Below are 15,338 nucleotides of genomic sequence, written 5' to 3'. Positions count from 1 at the left end.
GGTACCTGCTGCACTGACCAACTCACTAGCTAGTCACCTCGACGGACCCCACACGGGCTCCAGTGCAGGTGTAGGTGTAGGTGCGGATGGTCAGGTGCTGGCGGCGGCCAGCACGGCAACCGACCACGGTTCATTTGACAGCTCTTCATGCGCCAGTATCTGCCCTAACAGCCATGTCATGATGGCCGCGATATGCATGGCCGCGCTTTTGGCGGTCGGCGCTGCTGGCCTCTACTGGTTGCGCTCTTCTCTTATTTCCCGATGGACCTTACTACGGGGCCCTCCTGTACTCACCGCCCTACCGACCTTCAGACCCCGAACAGTCTCCTTGGTTCAGCTGTCCATCAGTCGGACATAAAACGGGTGATCCCCGCGATCTCCCGCCGTCCTGCCCCGCTACATTGCGGGATCAGAATGACGACTGAAACAGCACTTCCCCCGAACCATACGTGTCTCACGTTTTAAGGACTGATCTTTCATGAAGCACCGTTTTGCGACCCTGACTGCCCTCTCCGCCGTCGCTGTCCTCACCTTGTCCGCTTGTGGTTCCTCCTCCGGCGGCGACACGGAGGGAATCGACATGGGTACGGAAAGCCCCGCCGCGGCCGTCCCAAGCTCCTCGGCTTCCGCAGAGTCGAGCATGGAGGCGACCTCAAGCGCTTCTGCCGAGGCCATGGCCGAACACAACGATGCCGATGTGATGTTCGCTCAGATGATGCTGCCGCACCACCGGCAGGCTGTCGAGATGAGCGACATGCTCCTGGACAAGGAGAACATCGACCCGGCAGTGACGGACCTCGCTACACAAATCAAGGAAGCCCAAGACCCGGAAATCGAAGAGCTGACCGGCTGGCTTGAGGCATGGGGCGAGCCGATGGAAATGACCGAAGAAGGCATGGAAAGCATGCAGAGTATGGAAGGCATGGACTCCGAGATGGGTTCGATGGACGGCATGATGAGCGACGAGGACATGACGTCCCTTGACGCTGCCGAGGGAACCGAAGCCGAAACCATGTTCCTGGAGTCCATGACCGCCCACCACCGTGGCGCCATTGAAATGGCGCAAACCGAAATCGAGGACGGCATGTTCCCCGACGCCGTGGAGATGGCCGAAACCATCGTCGAGACCCAGCAGGCCGAAATCGACGAGATGTCGACTCTCCTCGAGCAGAAGTAACACCCCCTAACCCAGGGTGCGGGGACCCGCTCCCGACACCCTGGGTTTGCCGGTGGCTCCTCGTGGGTTCCTTGGCAGCTCCTTGCCTACCACCTTCGGTGTCGCACCCTGCATCTGCTGGCATAGCCAACATGCGCGAACCTCACCCGTCCAGCACGGGTGCTAGTCAGCTTCTCATCCCTGCCTGTACCGCTGCCCCGGATTCCGCTGCTTCCCCCACTGCTCTTCACATGGGCCTACCCATCCAGGTGATTGGAAGCACCGGATCCGTTGCAGCGTTGGCCGCAGTTACTGATCGGAAGAACACCCCGTGCCTTTCCTTGCCTCATCCCTCACCTCTTCCCGCACCCGTGTCCTTACCCCGGGAAGGATCAGCCTGTCCCTGGCTCTGCTGCTCACCACGGTCTCGTGCGCAGCCCAGCCAGCTTCGGAATCCGCTGGATCCTCCACGCCCGCCCCGGCGTACCCAACTCACGTACACGGTCTGGTCGTAAAGCCAGGCACACAAGAGGTGCTGATTGCCTCCCACGAAGGGCTCTTCGAAGTGCACGGCGCGGACGTGCAGTCTGTTGGCGCGAACATCGACCTGATGGGCTTCACCATCACCGGCGGGGGTAAATACCTTGCCTCCGGCCATCCCGGTTCCGGCGTGGATCTGCCGAACCCGGTAGGACTGATTCGCTCCTCCGACGGACAGATCTGGGAACAGGTAGCTCTGGGAGGTGAGTCGGATTTCCACACGCTGACCGCCGTCAAGGATGGCATCATCGGGTTCGACGGCGCATTGAAGGTCAGCCCGGACGGCGGCCAATGGACGGATACCACCACCCAGATCAGCCCGTACAACCTTGCCGGCAACCCTGCCAGCGAGGTCGCCATCGCAACGACCGAGGACGGGATCTACCGCTCCCTCGATGCGGGACGGACCTGGACGAAGGACGCAGGCGCACCTATCGTCCTTGTCGCCGCGGTCACCTCTGAATCCACCATCATTGGTGTCCTTCCTACCGGTGAGGTCATGAAAAGCTCCGATGAAGGCCTCACCTGGGCTGAGATGGGGAAAGTCTCCGGGCAACCTTCAGCTGTGGCAGCGGCCGAAACACCTGAGGGTATGGATATCTGGGTGACGACGGAGAACGGGCTCGAGCAATCCACCGACGGCGGGCAGACCTTCGCCACCACCGTTCCGGCTACCACATGAGCAAGGAAAACATGTCTAGGTCACGGCATCAGGACAACGGTCGTATCGGGGCGGTTCAAACCGTAGCCGCCCCGTGGAATGCTTCGGCGAGGCTCCGGTGATGGGGTTGCGTGGAGGTTCACAACCGTGACGATCGGAGAGTTCTTCGCTGATACCGTCCAGTCAGGTGCTCTTCTGGCGGCGATCCCGCTGGCCATGGTCGCCGGCATCGTCTCGTTCCTCTCACCGTGCATCCTTCCCCTCGTTCCCGGGTACTTGGGATACGTCTCCGGCCTTACCGAGCCCGGGCGTCCGGACAACCGACGACGGGTCCTGACCGGGGTAGGCCTGTTCATCCTCGGCTTTGCCCTCGTTTTCACCCTCTACGGGGCCGCGTTCGGCGTCATGGGTTCATGGCTTCTGCGCTGGCAGGACCCCCTCATCAGGGTGTTGGGTGTGTTCGTCATCATCATGGGGCTCGTCCTCGTCGGACGCCTGTCCTTCTTCCAGCAGAACCTGAAACTCAACTGGCGACCACGCACCGGCATCGCCGGCGCACCTGTGTTGGGCATCGTATTCGGGCTGGGGTGGACCCCCTGCATGGGCCCCACCCTCAGCGCCGTCCTAGCACTGAGTACCACCACCGGAACCGCATGGCGGGGCGCGATCCTTGGCTTTGTTTACTGCCTCGGATTAGGCATTCCCTTTCTGCTCGTCGCCCTCGGAGTGCAATGGGTGAGCACCACCCTTGCGTTCGTCCGCCGGCACATCCGCGCCTTCAACCTCATTGGCGGTTTCCTGCTCATCCTCGTCGGCGTCCTCATGGTCAGCGGCATCTGGATGCTCTGGATCTACCAGCTGCAAAACCTCGCAGGCACCTTCCTCACCCCCGTCTAAAGCCCACTTCATACAGCGGACTCCGCGTGTCCCCCACCGCCCCGTCGGCACGACATTTTCTAGGAAAGGACGAGACGTGAAAGATCCCCTTATAAAAGCGCATCTATCAGACACAAGGCCGCCCGCACCGGCCTCACCGAAACCAGCCCGACGGGAACCGGCCCGACAGGTAGCCGCGGGTTCTCGCCGATGGGGCAGGATGCTGGCCGTAGCAGCGGTCCTGGCCTCGATTGTTCTCACCGGGTGTGCCGCTGAGGATCCCCTTGCCGCGCAGGCCCGTGCCGGTGACAACAAGAACTACATCGCAGGGGACGGTTCCGTCGCCGAATATGCTCCCGAGGCCCGGGGTGAACCGGTCGATGTCCAAGGCACCCTTTTCGATGGCAGCACCGTCAATTCCACCGACTGGGCCGGGGACGTGGTGGTCCTCAACGTCTGGTACGCCGCCTGCGCACCCTGCCGCGCTGAAGCACCAACCCTGGCAGCCCTGAGCACACGCTTCACCCCCGACGGAGTGCGGTTCTACGGCATCAATGTCCGCGACGAGAAACCGACCGCCGACGCTTTCGAGCGGACCTTCGGTATCACCTACCCCAGCTTCGAGGACCGCGACGGCAAGCTACTGCTCAGCCTTACCCAGTACGTGCCCCCGCAGGCTGTACCGACAACCCTCGTCCTGGACCGGGACGGCCGTGTCGCAGCGCGGATCCTCGGCCTCGCCGAAGAAAGCACCCTGCGCACCCTCATCACCGACGCTCTCGCCCAACCCTCACCGGACCAGCCCGCCCAGGGTCAGCCTGTACCCGACCAGCCCTCACCCAGCCAAGTGGAAGCCACCGAGCCTCCCACTGCGGGCACTCCCACTGATTCCAGGAAACCCGGGGATTCTGGGGATCCGGGTGGAGGGATAGGCGATGGCGTCTAAGGCCGGGACCGAAACGACCCTTCCTACGCTCGGTCCCCTGGGGATGCTGCGGTGGGTATGGCGGCAACTGACCAGCATGCGCACCGCCCTGCAGCTGCTCCTGCTGCTCGCCGTCGCCGCCGTCCCCGGATCGTTGTTCCCGCAGCGCCCCGCGAACCCCGCCGTCGTCACCCAATACCTTAAGGACAATCCTGACACCGGGCCATGGCTGGACCGCTTCCAGCTCTTCGATGTGTTCTCCTCGGTCTGGTTCTCGGCCATCTACCTACTGCTCTTCACCTCCCTCGTCGGATGCGTCATCCCGCGCACCCGCGCCCACCTCAAGTCACTCAAAGCCCCACCACCGCGAACCCCCCGGAACCTGTCCCGCCTCCCCCAGCACGGGTACCTCACCCTGCACAGCAACCCGTCCGAGAAAACGTCGGAGGCGCCCACACCGGGTGACGCGATCGCGGATGCGGCCCTCCTGCTCAAGAAATCCGGGTACCGGGTGAACACCCGTGACATGGACACCAGTCAGCCCTCTGTTGGTGCCGAGCGCGGTTTTACCAAGGAAGCAGGAAATCTCCTGTTTCACACCGCGCTCATCGGTGTCCTGGTGTCCGTCGCGGTCGGCGGCATGTTCGGCTACCGGGGCCAGAAACTGATCGTCGAAGGGGAGGGATTCACCAACTCCCTTATCGGCTACGACTCCTTCGCACCAGGAACCAACTTCGATGAGAACTCCCTGACCCCGTTCGCCCTGACCCTCAAAGACTTCGACGTGGTCTTCAACCGCGACGAACCCGCCACCTACGGCCAGCCCCTGGACTTCACCGCCGCCATGACAGTGCAGGAGAACCCGGCAGCAGCCCCGGTTGACCAGACCCTGAAGGTCAACTCCCCTATCGGCATCGGTGGAGCGAACATCTACCTGGTCGGCAACGGGTACGCGCCCCTCATTACGGTCCGTGACGGCGAGGGGAACATCGCCTTCTCAGGTCCCGTCCCGTCACAGCCAACAGACACCGCCTACACCTCGACGGTCGTGATCAAAGCCCCCGATGCCCAGCCCGAGCAACTGGGGTTCGTGGGCTTCTTCCTGCCCACCGCCGTCGTGGACAGCACCGGGCTTGCCTTCGGATCCGACCCGGACCCGTTCAACCCCCAACTGAACCTGAACTCCTACTACGGAGACCTGGGCTTGGACGACGGCACCCCGGTCTCCGTGTACCAGCTCGACACCACCGACCTGACCCAGCTCAATGGGCGGGACAACCCCGCCGGCGGTATCGTCCTGGGCGCCGAACAAACCTACGACTTGCCCGACGGCAAGGGATCCATCACCTTCGACGGACTCAAACGCTTCATCGCCCTGGACATCACCTATGACCCCGGGAAGATCGGCGCCCTGGTCTTCTCCACGCTGGCCCTCACCGGGCTGATCCTCTCCCTCGTCACCGCCCGCAGAAGGGCCTGGATCACAGCACACACGAACCCTGATGGGACCACCGAGCTCGAATACGGTTTCCTCGCCCGCGGCGAAGACCACGGGCTCAAAGCCGAAGCCGCCAAGATCCGTGCCCGGCTCATCAGCCGCTGGCCGGCCGCAGCTTCGCTACCAGCCACAGCACACCCCACCGGAAAGGCCCACCATGTCCCCTAACTCAGCCTCCGATTCAACCCCTGACGACCCGGGCGCCCGTTACCGGCGTCTTCACCGCCAACTGCGGTTCGGGCAGATCCTCATGATCCTCGGCGCACTCCTCGCCCTCATCCACATGATCGCCCACCTGGCACCACCGGAACAGCAGCCCGGTCTGGCACTGGACATCGCCGTGGGATACCCCGCAGCAGCCCTGATATTCGTCATCGGAGCCACCCTCGCAGGCCAAAAGAAAAACCCTTAGCACCACAGCCAGCTATCCGGCACTGCTTAGACCCTCGCACGACACGTCACCGGCTCCCCCGGCCATCAGCCCTTTCCTCCGCCCATCCACGCCCCTCCACTCAAGCTCCCTCCCGTACAACCTCCCAACATTGGATCGCCCATGAAGGTCATAGAGCCTGATTCGTACTTCCCCTCCCCCACTATCAGCGCCCTATCTCTTGGCCCGGTAACCATCAACTTCTACGCTCTGTGCATCCTGGCCGGCATCATCGTCGCGGTGTGGCTCACCGGACGCCGCCTCGACGCCCGCGGAGGCCAACCCGGCCAGGTGCTAGACGTCGTCACATGGGCTGTTCCCTTCGGCATCATCGGCGGCAGGCTCTACCACGTCATCACCGACTACCAGCTCTACTTCGGGCCCGGAAAGAACCCACTGGACGCCCTCAAGATCTGGGAGGGCGGACTCGGTATCTGGGGGGCAATTGCGCTCGGGGCACTCGGTGCGTACATCGGCTGCCGCCGGAACAACGTAAACTTCCTCGCATTCGCCGACTCCGCAGCACCGGCAATCCTCATTGCCCAAGCCTTGGGCCGGTGGGGCAACTGGTTCAACAACGAGCTCTACGGAGACCCCTCCACCGCACCCTGGGCCCTGCAAATTCACACCATAGACCCGGCCACCAATCGGGCCAAACTCGGAGCGGACGGCGCCCCGGTCGTCCTCGGATACTTCGAACCGACCTTTTTGTATGAGTCACTGTGGTGCCTGGCTGCAGCAACACTGATCCTCATCCTGGACAAGAAAACCACCCTCGGCGCCGGTTCTGTGCTGGCACTGTACGTCGCCCTGTACACCGCAGGCAGGTTCTTCTTCGAACTCATGCGCTCCGACTACGCCAACCTCATCCTCGGACTGCGCATCAACACCTGGGTCTCTGCGATCCTTTTCCTCGCCGCAACCACCCTCTTCCTCCGGCGCAAAAATCGGCCCCGATCCACCACGCACCGCACGGAACTCAAAAATTCACCACAAGACGCCCGAGCATTGTCGCCACAGCAGACCGACACTACCGGTCCTCACGGCCGCTGACACCTCATCAACCGACAGGACTCACCTCATGCAACACCCGCACGAGCCAAGGGCCAACATCCCCCCATCCGGCCCTCCGACTGCCCGGCCTTCCGAAAACACTTCCACTAGCGAAAGCGCCTCTCCCCCGGTGGCTACCCCGGAAACCATCCTTACCGCGGACGGGCTGCTACCAACAGATGAGCCGGTCCTCTGGAAAGAACGCCTGTACCCAAACTTCGGTGTGTGGGTGATCGTTGTCGGCTTGGCTTTCGCACCGGCGGTCATCTTCGCCCCGATCGACATGACCATCGGGGTCGTGGCATCGGTGATCACCCTGATCATTCTCGTGATCATGATGATCACATCGACCCCCACGATCCTGGTTACCCGCACCGTGCTACAGGTGGGCCGCGCCCGGATCGACCGGACGTATGTCGGCACAGCCGAGGCCTTCATCAAAGATGAAGCCACCACGCAACGTGGCACAGCCCTGCACGGATTGACCTACCTGTGTATCAGGGGATGGATTGACGCCGTCGTGAAAGTCGAAATCACCGACCAGGAAGACCCGGCACCGTACTGGCTCGTTTCCTCCAGGCACCCCGACCAACTTGCCAATCTACTCACCAGCCGTACACCCCAAAAGTAAAACCCGTGGGAAACGTCTCAACCGAGCGGGAAGGTAAACAGGACATGGCATCAAACAAGAACAAATCAGCTCGCACACGAGGGGCGCAGCAGCGCCACGCGGCTGTACAACAGGCAGAAGCCGAACGACAGAAACGACGAAAGCAACAACGCAGGGCACTCATCCTTGGCGTAATTCTTCTAACCCTTGCCGCCGCCACCGCCCTGACAACTTTCCTCTTCGTCACCTGACGCTCAATGAAATGAGCAGCCCGAGAAACTGGGCTGCTGCGACGATTTCGATCACCGGAGGTGGTATAGATGCGAGTCGTGCGTGTGAATAGCTGTCACGTCGGTGTACCTATAAGTCACGACAAAGACGACGGTAAAAGTATCAGTGGTGATCGGCTTGTCCGTATCGGCGGCGTTTGGTCTAGCTGTCCGAGGCATCCCTTCAGCATCCCGATGTGGGCGGCGGGGCCGTGGGTACGGGTGGGAATTGACGGGGCCTTGCAGTGGTAGTTCCCCCTGCGCCTTTACGTGACGGGGTTCGACAGGGGTCGTGGAGCGGGGGCGGGTAAACTACTCTGATGCCGGCTGATACGAAGAAACTCTCTCTGGTTGGATCTGTCTCCCTTGGTACGGGGGTGATGATCGGGGCAGGTATTTTTGCCTTGGTGGGCCAGGTCTCTGAGATCGCTGGACGATGGATGCCTGCTGCGTTTTTGGCCGGTGCTATCGTCATCGGCTTCAGCGCCTACTCCTACGTGCGGTACTCCAGCACCCACCATTCCTCGGGTGGAATCGCGATGCTCCTCAAGAGTGCCTACGGACCGGGAGTCGTTGCTGGTTCTTTTTCGCTGTTCATGTACGTGTCCATGGTCGTCGCCGAAAGCCTTTTGGCGAGAACCTTCGGAACGTATGCCCTGCGCCCCTTCGGGCTGCAGGGATCAGTTGTCCTTGTTCCTGTTCTGGGAGTACTCGCCATCGTCGCCGCGGCTCTGGTCAACTTGTTCGGCAACCGGCTCGTCGAACGATCAGCCACCGTCACAGCAGCCTTGAAGATTTTCGGTATAGCTGCTCTTGCCATCGCCGGAATCATTGCCGCGGGCTGGTCGTCCTTGGTGAACAGCCTCCAAGGACAGGGAGGCGATAGCGGCCCCGATGGGCAAGGGCTCCTGGGATTCCTCGCTGGGACCACACTGTGCATCCTCGCGTATAAAGGTTTCACCACAATCACCAACCAGGGTGATGACGTTCGTGAGCCCAACAAGAACATTGGGCGGTCGATCACCATATCAATTCTGTTGTGCGCGGTCCTGTATTTCCTGCTGACAGTCGCCGTAGCAGGAAGCCTCAGCGTTTCGGAGATCATCGAATCCCGCGATTACGCTCTCGCCGCAGCAGCGGAACCCCTATTCGGTGTATGGGGAACAAACCTAACCATCGCCTTAGCAATCGTGGCAACCCTGTCGGGTCTGCTGGCGAGCATCTATTCTGTCTCGCGACTCTACGACATGCTCAGCGGTATGGGCCAGGCACCAAAACTCCCTAGCGGCATAAAACACCAGTCCCTTGTCATCACAGCCGGTCTCGCGATCATCATCACCATTTTCTTCGATCTGAGCCAAATCGCGTCGATGGGAGCACTGCTATACCTAACGATGGATATTGCGATCCACTGGGGCATCATTCGACACCTCAAGGAGGAGGTCAGCGCCAAGCGGTGGGTCCCGGGCATGGCGATCGCTCTAGACGTCATAGTGATCCTCGCCTTCGTCATCAGCAAACTGCGCAGCGACCCCCTTACCCTGGTCGTCTCAGTAAGCCTCGGCGGAGTAATTTTCCTCACACAGTGGATCACCGTAAAACACCGGAAACCACAAGATTCATAGCCAATACTTGAAAATAATCCGCCTCGCCCGACCCCTGAACCAGGGGACAGTGGATTTAGCGGTGTTTCTGGCCTGACGCGTCGCGCGTGAGTGTGGCGGGGAAAGTGCCGTCATGACGACACTGGATGTTGTGAGTCCGAAGAAAGAATCGAACGAGGATCGGTCTGCTGAGGCTGATGCTGCGGCGGAGCTCGTGCGCTTGGCCAAGGAACAGGGCCTGGCGCTGACGGCCTCCTAAAGCTGTTCACGAAGAATGTGCTCGAGACAGCCCTGAACGAGGAGCTCACCGGGCACCTCGGGCACGAGGAGCATCGCCCTGACCGTGACCGCACGTCGGGCAATGTCCGTAATTGGACGCGCCCGAAAACTGTGTTGACGGAACCGACCTCGGACTCATTTGACATCTATAGGACCGTCCCAGGGCGGTTCACGGGGCTCCTCCCTCCAAGCTGAGGTAGCGATACACCGTCGCCCGACTCGCCCCGATGATCTTCCCGATATCCGCCGGCGCAAGCCCCTGGGCTTTGAGCTCTCGTGCCCGTTTCACCTTGGCGTGCTCGGCGGTGATTTCCCGCCGACCGGCCTTCCTCCCGTGCTCGGCCGCTATGGCCATACCTGCCCGGGTGCGCTCGGCGAGCTGGTCGCGCTCGAGCTGAGCGAACGCGGACATCACCGTCAGCATGGCTCTGCCCATCGGACCGGTCGTGCTGATTCCCTCGGTCACACTCCGGAAGTGCACACCACGCTGCTCGAGATCGTCGATGAGTGCAAGCAGGTTCCTGGTGTTGCGTCCCAACCGGTCTAGTTTCCACACCACCACCTCGTCCCCCGCCCGCAGGTGATCAAGGAGCTTGTCCAGCTCGGGCCGGCTCGCTCTTGTCCCGCTCACACCATGGTCAGTGAAGATTCGGCTGCAGCCAGCAACAGTGAGCGCTGCGTGCTGCAGATCCGCGTTCTGCTCCAGCGTGCTGACCCTGGCATACCCGATACTTCCCAACCCAACACTCCTAACGCTCATCAAAGGCGTCCTTCTACTTTGTTGAGAATAGACGACGTGAGACACATTGCTGGGACGCAACGCGGCCGAGTACTCCCCCGCCGATGCTGAGGTCGACTGACTCCCTGCCTGACCCTGCTATCGGTCTGGTCAAAGGATCCCCTACGAGAAAGGCCCGCAGCCATCACATTCGTAGGACGCCAGTCCTACGGTGGCCATATAAGTCAACGGCGGCGACCGGTCGAGAGTCAGTGTGCTCGGTAGGGCAAGACTTGACGGTTTAGATGCGACGGATCCGTAATCCATCTCGGTGAGGGCCGCTGACGATGATGCCGCTTGCGTCAAGTAGTTTAAAGCCGACGCTCCGTCATCCGGCCCAAAGGGTTGAATCGTCCCAGTCGTCCGGCATGCCCACATGGGCTTTCGGGACACCTTTCACTACCGGGTAGCTGGACAGGATCGCGGATAAGACGCGAGATCGGCCGATGCCTCGCGCGCTGCGCATGTACTGGATGAGTGTGAGTTGCCCGAAAGAACGGGTCATGTGCGAGCGTGCCTTATCCAAATCCTTGTACTTCCCAGCGGCCGGGAGTTTCGGTTTTATTGCGGCTCTTCACAAAGCAGGGTGTAGGTCCGTCCGCGATGTCTTGAGACTTCAGGTGGAAGGGTCCGTGAGGGTGCGAGCTGGCTAGGTGCGGTGGCAACAGCGGGATGAGGGGGTCGAGGTCTCCGAGCAGAATGGAAGTTCTCACACTGACCGTTCAGCCCGAAAGACCTCGACGTGCCCCACTTTACTTTCACGAGCCCTGACCTGACTACGTTCTGCCGCCTCGACGAACTTGGCCTCGAAGCCACCGGTCAATACCTGACCTTGAAGCAGGCGGTGATCGAATGCCGTGTCGTTGAACCAGATCGGTGGTGCGGGTCCTGCGGTGCTGAGGGTGTTCCACGAGACACCGTCGTCCGCAGGCTCGCCCATGAACCGTTCGGGCATCGGCCGACCGTCTTGATGGTGAGGGTGCGCCGTTACCGGTGCCCGGACTGCTCGCGTGTCTGGCGGCAGGACACCTCGAAAGCAGCCCAGCGGCGGGCGAAGATCTCCCGCCGAGGACTTCGCTGGGCCCTGACCGGGATCGTGGTCGATCACCTCACTATCTCCCGGGTCGCGGCCGGCCTCGGAGTGTCATGGAACGCGGCGAACGACGCGGTCCTCGCCGAAGGACGACGCGTGCTGATCGATGATCCTCATCGGTTCGACGATGTGACTGCGATCGGCGTGGACGAGCACGTCTGGCGGCATACCCGAAAGGGCGACAAGTTCGTGACGGTGGTCATCGACCTGACGCCGATCCGCGAGAAGACAGGCCCGGCACGCCTGCTGGACATGGTCGAAGGACGCTCCAAGCAGGTTTTCAAGTCCTGGCTCGCAAACCGTCCCCAGGAGTGGCGGAACAAAGTCGAAGTGGTCGCGATGGATGGGTTCACCGGCTTCAAGACCGCCGCATCCGAGGAGCTCCCCGACGCGGTCCCGGTCATGGACCCCTTCCACGTTGTCCGTCTCGTCGGGGATGGGTTGGATCGGTGCCGGCAACGTGTCCAACTAGCCACGACCGGGCACCGGGGTCGTGCTGGTGACCCGCTCTACCGGGCGAGGCGGACCCTGCACACCGGTGCGGACCTGCTCACCGACAAGCAGCAGACCCGCCTGGACGCAGTGTTCGCGGCTGAGGAGCACCTCGAGGTCGAAGCGACCTGGGGTATCTACCAGCGCATCGTCGCGGCCTACCGACACCCCGACAAAAAGAAGGGCAAGGAGATGATGCAAGCGGTCATCGACGCGGTCACGACCGGCGTCCCGACTGCGTTGGTCGAGATCCGTAGGCTCGGCCGAACCCTCAAGCAGCGTGCCGCTGACGTGCTCGCGTTCTTCGACCGACCCGGCACTTCCAACGGACCCACGGAGGCGATCAATGGGCGGCTCGAGCACCTCCGCGGATCAGCCCTCGGCTTCCGGAACCTCGCCAACTACATCGCCCGATCCCTGCTCGAATCAGGCGGATTCAGACCCGTCCTACACCCTGGTTTGTGAAGAGCCTTTATTGCATAGACCCGATTGTAAAGACGCCCGTGGTGAGCGCAGGCGTTCCGCACGACCTCGAGCGATCGCATCCAGGATGTCAGCTGTGGGGAGCTCAACCCAAAGCCGTCAGCCACCTTGTCTTGTACCGAGCGTGGCGAAAAACTGTAGAGGTATCTGAGGGAGCCTAGGTCCAGAATCTCGACAGCCGCCCAGACGGGAAGCATTCCAGAGTATTTACTCTGATGGTGGGCCACAAAATCTTCGTGGGACCGACGGAGTTCCTTGCGGTACTTGTCCAGCCACGTTGTGTAGCTGCTTCCCTGCGCCTGTTTGCCGAGCAACGCCGGCTTTAGATGTGCGCACTCGTCAAGCTCACCCAGCTCATGGCCGAGCTGTGCCCGTAGGCTCAATTCGACGGGAGCATAAGCATCAGAGGCTGCGGTTCGGAGTCTGAGGTCGAAGTCGTACAGCGAGATCACATCACCGAACGTCGTGCCTGAGAAGAAGCTGTCCTCCCGCACCCCGACCATTGCTGTCAGCTTCCGGAAGGGATACCAGTACCCGCTCAGACGGTAGTAGCTCACGTCTCGCAGCTTCGCCACGGCGTATTCGCGGTCATCGATGGTCATACCCCGAGAGACGAGCAAGTCGACCTGCTGATCGTAGGTCTTGAACTCTTTAACCGGTGTAGTCAACCGCGCCCCCACAAAAGTGAAGACCGGCCCTGGACCTACCGAAGTAGGCGGAACCGGTCATGTTGCCCTCACTATATAACCGGTCGTTACGCTATGCAACCGATGTCGGTCACAACCTAGCGGGCGCGATCAGCCCGCTGCTCGCTTGCCGTTTCGGGCTCATAGCGGCCGCCTATGACCAGTACCTCGCTCGTCGGAGGCGAACCTCAGCTCACGCTTTGAACTGGTCAACGACTATACGTATTGCCCGAAGCTCAGCCCACCCAACCGCCCAACGAGCTAGGAGGCATCAGGTCGTGACCGCGAGGCCCTCCGACGCCGCGGAGTACTCCCAAGCGTTGGACGGCTTCTTCAGCTCGAGTGACTGCTCGTCGCATCGCTCTGCTTCAACCCCTGCTGACGTCCTCGCCAAGGTGCCGGTAGATCGTGCCGCGGGAAACCCCGAACGTCTCGGCGATCTGCTGCACCGTGTATGTCTTCTGGTCATACATGGCCCGCGCCTGCCGGGCCTTCGTCGGACTCATCTTGACCCGGCCACCGCCCGTGCGGCCCCGGGCCCTGGCTGCGGCTAGGCCGTCCTTCGTGCGTTCCACGATCAGGTCGTGCTCGAACTCCGCGATCGCAGCCAACATGTGGAAGAACAACCGCCCACCCGGGGTCGTCGTATCAATGCCCTGAGACAAAGCCTTCAACCCGACACCCCGGCGCTCGAGCCCATCGGCGACTTCCTTCAGATTCCGCACCGACCGGCCCAACCGGTCGAGTTTCGTCACGACCAGGGTGTCCCCGGACCGCAGATACTCCAGTGCATCCTCCAGTGCCGGCCGCTTCGCCAACACACCAGAGGCGTGCTCGATGAAGACCTTCTCGCACCCGGCCGCCCCGAGCACATCGGTCTGACCATCGAGATTCTGCTCCCGCGTCGAGACACGCGCGTATCCAACAGCTGCCATGACTCAAACTGTACCGCCAAGGTGCCTGACAGCACGTAGTTCTCGGACACGACTCATGGAACACGACACGCCGTTCTCGACGCTCTCCGCCGAGAATGTCTCGTGGACGGTCGTTCACGAACGGAAGTAGTGCGACCGCTTCGACGACGATTGAATACCAACGCTCACATCCGAACGCGCGCGCTGAGCCATCCTCTTACGTCTTGTGGCTACGCCTCCGTCGCGGGCGGCGCGGCTCAATCTGTTCCGCCCCTCCTCGGATAATTCGCGCTTCAGTTCCTAATTACGACGAAGACTAGGGAATCACTCCATGTCCCCCGGACAAACTTGTCGTTCGGTCGTAGCCCTTCCAAGGTCATGCCGATCTTCTCCAGAACTTTCGCCGACGCGAGATTCGCTGGCCTGCAGGTAGCTTCGATTCTTTCGAGCATCAGCGCTTCTTGACCGTAGGACAGGAGGCAGGCTGCGGCTTCGGTCGCGTATCCCTTTCCCCAGTGCTCGGCCCCGATCACGTAGCCGAGATGACCGTGGTGCTGCTCGTCGACGGTGAGGCCTACTGATCCGAGCGGTGTTTCGCCGGGCAGTGTGACGGCGAGGGAGAACTCTGTTCGGGGCAACACCGTCTGGGAAGTCACGCACGTGTCAAGGAAGTGGCGGGTGTCGTGCTCGGTATTGGGTCCCCAATCCACGAACGTGGCGATCCGGGGGTCGGAGGCGAAGGCGTGCACGGCGGCGAAGTCGTCGACGGTGTAGTCGCGAAGCACGAGTCGATCGGTGTGCATTTCCATGATTCAAGGATGGTCCATATCCCCGTGGCGGGGCGTCACGCCGTCGTGGTGCGGCCGGCCTTAAGGGGCTCTTCGGACATCCGGTAGGGGTCATGGTGTGAGGCCGCCTGCGGCGAGGAGCATTCTGAGCCGGTAGTTGTGGCGGTTGCGGTAGCCGCGGGCAAGCCGACGGTGGAGTTCGA

At 61.7% G+C, this 15,338-nt stretch carries 15 protein-coding genes and 1 pseudogene; 12 read left to right on the top strand and 4 right to left on the bottom strand.

Annotated elements, in window-relative coordinates:
- The first annotated feature begins 478 nt into the window (after positions 1-478).
- From E8P82_RS14020 to E8P82_RS15520, 11 genes and pseudogenes are all read left to right on the top strand, one after another.
- A complete protein-coding gene (locus E8P82_RS14020; RefSeq protein WP_136455676.1) occupies positions 479-1,177 on the top strand; it encodes a DUF305 domain-containing protein in 699 nt (232 codons plus the stop codon).
- Positions 1,178-1,487: 310 nt separating this feature from the next.
- Complete coding sequence (locus E8P82_RS14015; protein ID WP_342773248.1) at positions 1,488-2,378, top strand: F510_1955 family glycosylhydrolase; 891 nt, start codon at positions 1,488-1,490, stop codon at positions 2,376-2,378.
- A gap of 126 nt (positions 2,379-2,504) precedes the next feature.
- Positions 2,505-3,254 carry a cytochrome c biogenesis CcdA family protein gene (locus E8P82_RS14010; protein ID WP_136455674.1) on the top strand — a complete coding sequence of 250 codons (750 nt, stop codon included), beginning with the start codon at positions 2,505-2,507 and terminating at the stop codon, positions 3,252-3,254.
- Between the two features lie 199 nt (positions 3,255-3,453).
- Positions 3,454-4,017: pseudogene (locus E8P82_RS14005) on the top strand (TlpA family protein disulfide reductase); the annotation flags it as partial.
- A 238-nt stretch (positions 4,018-4,255) separates the two neighbouring features.
- Positions 4,256-5,824 (top strand): cytochrome c biogenesis protein ResB, encoded by a 1,569-nt coding sequence (resB, locus tag E8P82_RS14000; RefSeq protein ID WP_425456041.1) that lies wholly within the window; start codon positions 4,256-4,258, stop codon positions 5,822-5,824.
- Complete coding sequence (locus tag E8P82_RS13995; protein ID WP_136455671.1) at positions 5,814-6,068, top strand: hypothetical protein; 255 nt, start codon at positions 5,814-5,816, stop codon at positions 6,066-6,068. The genes resB and E8P82_RS13995 overlap by 11 nt, the downstream gene beginning before the upstream one ends.
- A gap of 141 nt (positions 6,069-6,209) precedes the next feature.
- Positions 6,210-7,139 carry a prolipoprotein diacylglyceryl transferase gene (gene lgt / locus E8P82_RS13990; RefSeq protein ID WP_136455670.1) on the top strand — a complete coding sequence of 310 codons (930 nt, stop codon included), beginning with the start codon at positions 6,210-6,212 and terminating at the stop codon, positions 7,137-7,139.
- 130 nt (positions 7,140-7,269) lie between these two features.
- The gene (locus tag E8P82_RS13985) at positions 7,270-7,770 is read left to right on the top strand and encodes a DUF3093 domain-containing protein (RefSeq protein WP_246021423.1); all 501 of its coding nucleotides are present in this window, start codon (positions 7,270-7,272) and stop codon (positions 7,768-7,770) included.
- A 5-nt stretch (positions 7,771-7,775) separates the two neighbouring features.
- Positions 7,776-8,000: a hypothetical protein gene (locus tag E8P82_RS13980; RefSeq protein ID WP_136455668.1), complete on the top strand. Its 225-nt coding sequence runs from the start codon at positions 7,776-7,778 to the stop codon at positions 7,998-8,000.
- A 338-nt stretch (positions 8,001-8,338) separates the two neighbouring features.
- The gene (locus E8P82_RS13975; RefSeq protein ID WP_187393369.1) at positions 8,339-9,643 is read left to right on the top strand and encodes an APC family permease; all 1,305 of its coding nucleotides are present in this window, start codon (positions 8,339-8,341) and stop codon (positions 9,641-9,643) included.
- 112 nt (positions 9,644-9,755) lie between these two features.
- Positions 9,756-9,881, top strand: coding sequence for a hypothetical protein (locus E8P82_RS15520; RefSeq protein WP_425456040.1), 126 nt, complete (start codon positions 9,756-9,758; stop codon positions 9,879-9,881).
- Positions 9,882-10,070: 189 nt separating this feature from the next.
- On the opposite strand, the gene E8P82_RS13965 is transcribed toward E8P82_RS15520, so the two are convergent.
- Entirely contained in the window at positions 10,071-10,640 is a 570-nt protein-coding gene (locus E8P82_RS13965) for a recombinase family protein (RefSeq protein ID WP_136455666.1), read from the bottom strand.
- Between the two features lie 781 nt (positions 10,641-11,421).
- On the opposite strand from E8P82_RS13965, the gene E8P82_RS13960 reads away from it, so the two are divergent.
- On the top strand, positions 11,422-12,729 hold the full coding sequence (locus E8P82_RS13960) for an ISL3 family transposase (protein WP_136455665.1): 1,308 nt from the start codon (positions 11,422-11,424) through the stop codon (positions 12,727-12,729).
- On the opposite strand, the gene E8P82_RS13955 is transcribed toward E8P82_RS13960, so the two are convergent.
- The 3 genes from E8P82_RS13955 to E8P82_RS13945 form a co-directional block, all read right to left on the bottom strand.
- On the bottom strand, positions 12,666-13,349 hold the full coding sequence (locus E8P82_RS13955) for an Abi family protein (RefSeq protein ID WP_136455664.1): 684 nt from the start codon (positions 13,347-13,349) through the stop codon (positions 12,666-12,668). The genes E8P82_RS13960 and E8P82_RS13955 overlap by 64 nt on opposite strands.
- A 452-nt stretch (positions 13,350-13,801) precedes the next feature.
- Complete coding sequence (locus E8P82_RS13950; protein ID WP_136455663.1) at positions 13,802-14,368, bottom strand: recombinase family protein; 567 nt, start codon at positions 14,366-14,368, stop codon at positions 13,802-13,804.
- A 272-nt stretch (positions 14,369-14,640) separates the two neighbouring features.
- Positions 14,641-15,156 (bottom strand): GNAT family N-acetyltransferase, encoded by a 516-nt coding sequence (locus E8P82_RS13945; RefSeq protein ID WP_136455662.1) that lies wholly within the window; start codon positions 15,154-15,156, stop codon positions 14,641-14,643.
- Positions 15,157-15,338: the final 182 nt, after the last annotated feature.

Origin of the sequence: Arthrobacter echini (genome assembly GCF_004803505.1) — a bacterium.
In the GTDB taxonomy this organism is placed as follows: domain Bacteria; phylum Actinomycetota; class Actinomycetes; order Actinomycetales; family Micrococcaceae; genus Arthrobacter_D; species Arthrobacter_D echini.
The sequence above is the reverse complement of the archived record's forward strand: the minus strand, read 5'-3'. Positions and strand labels throughout refer to the sequence as shown.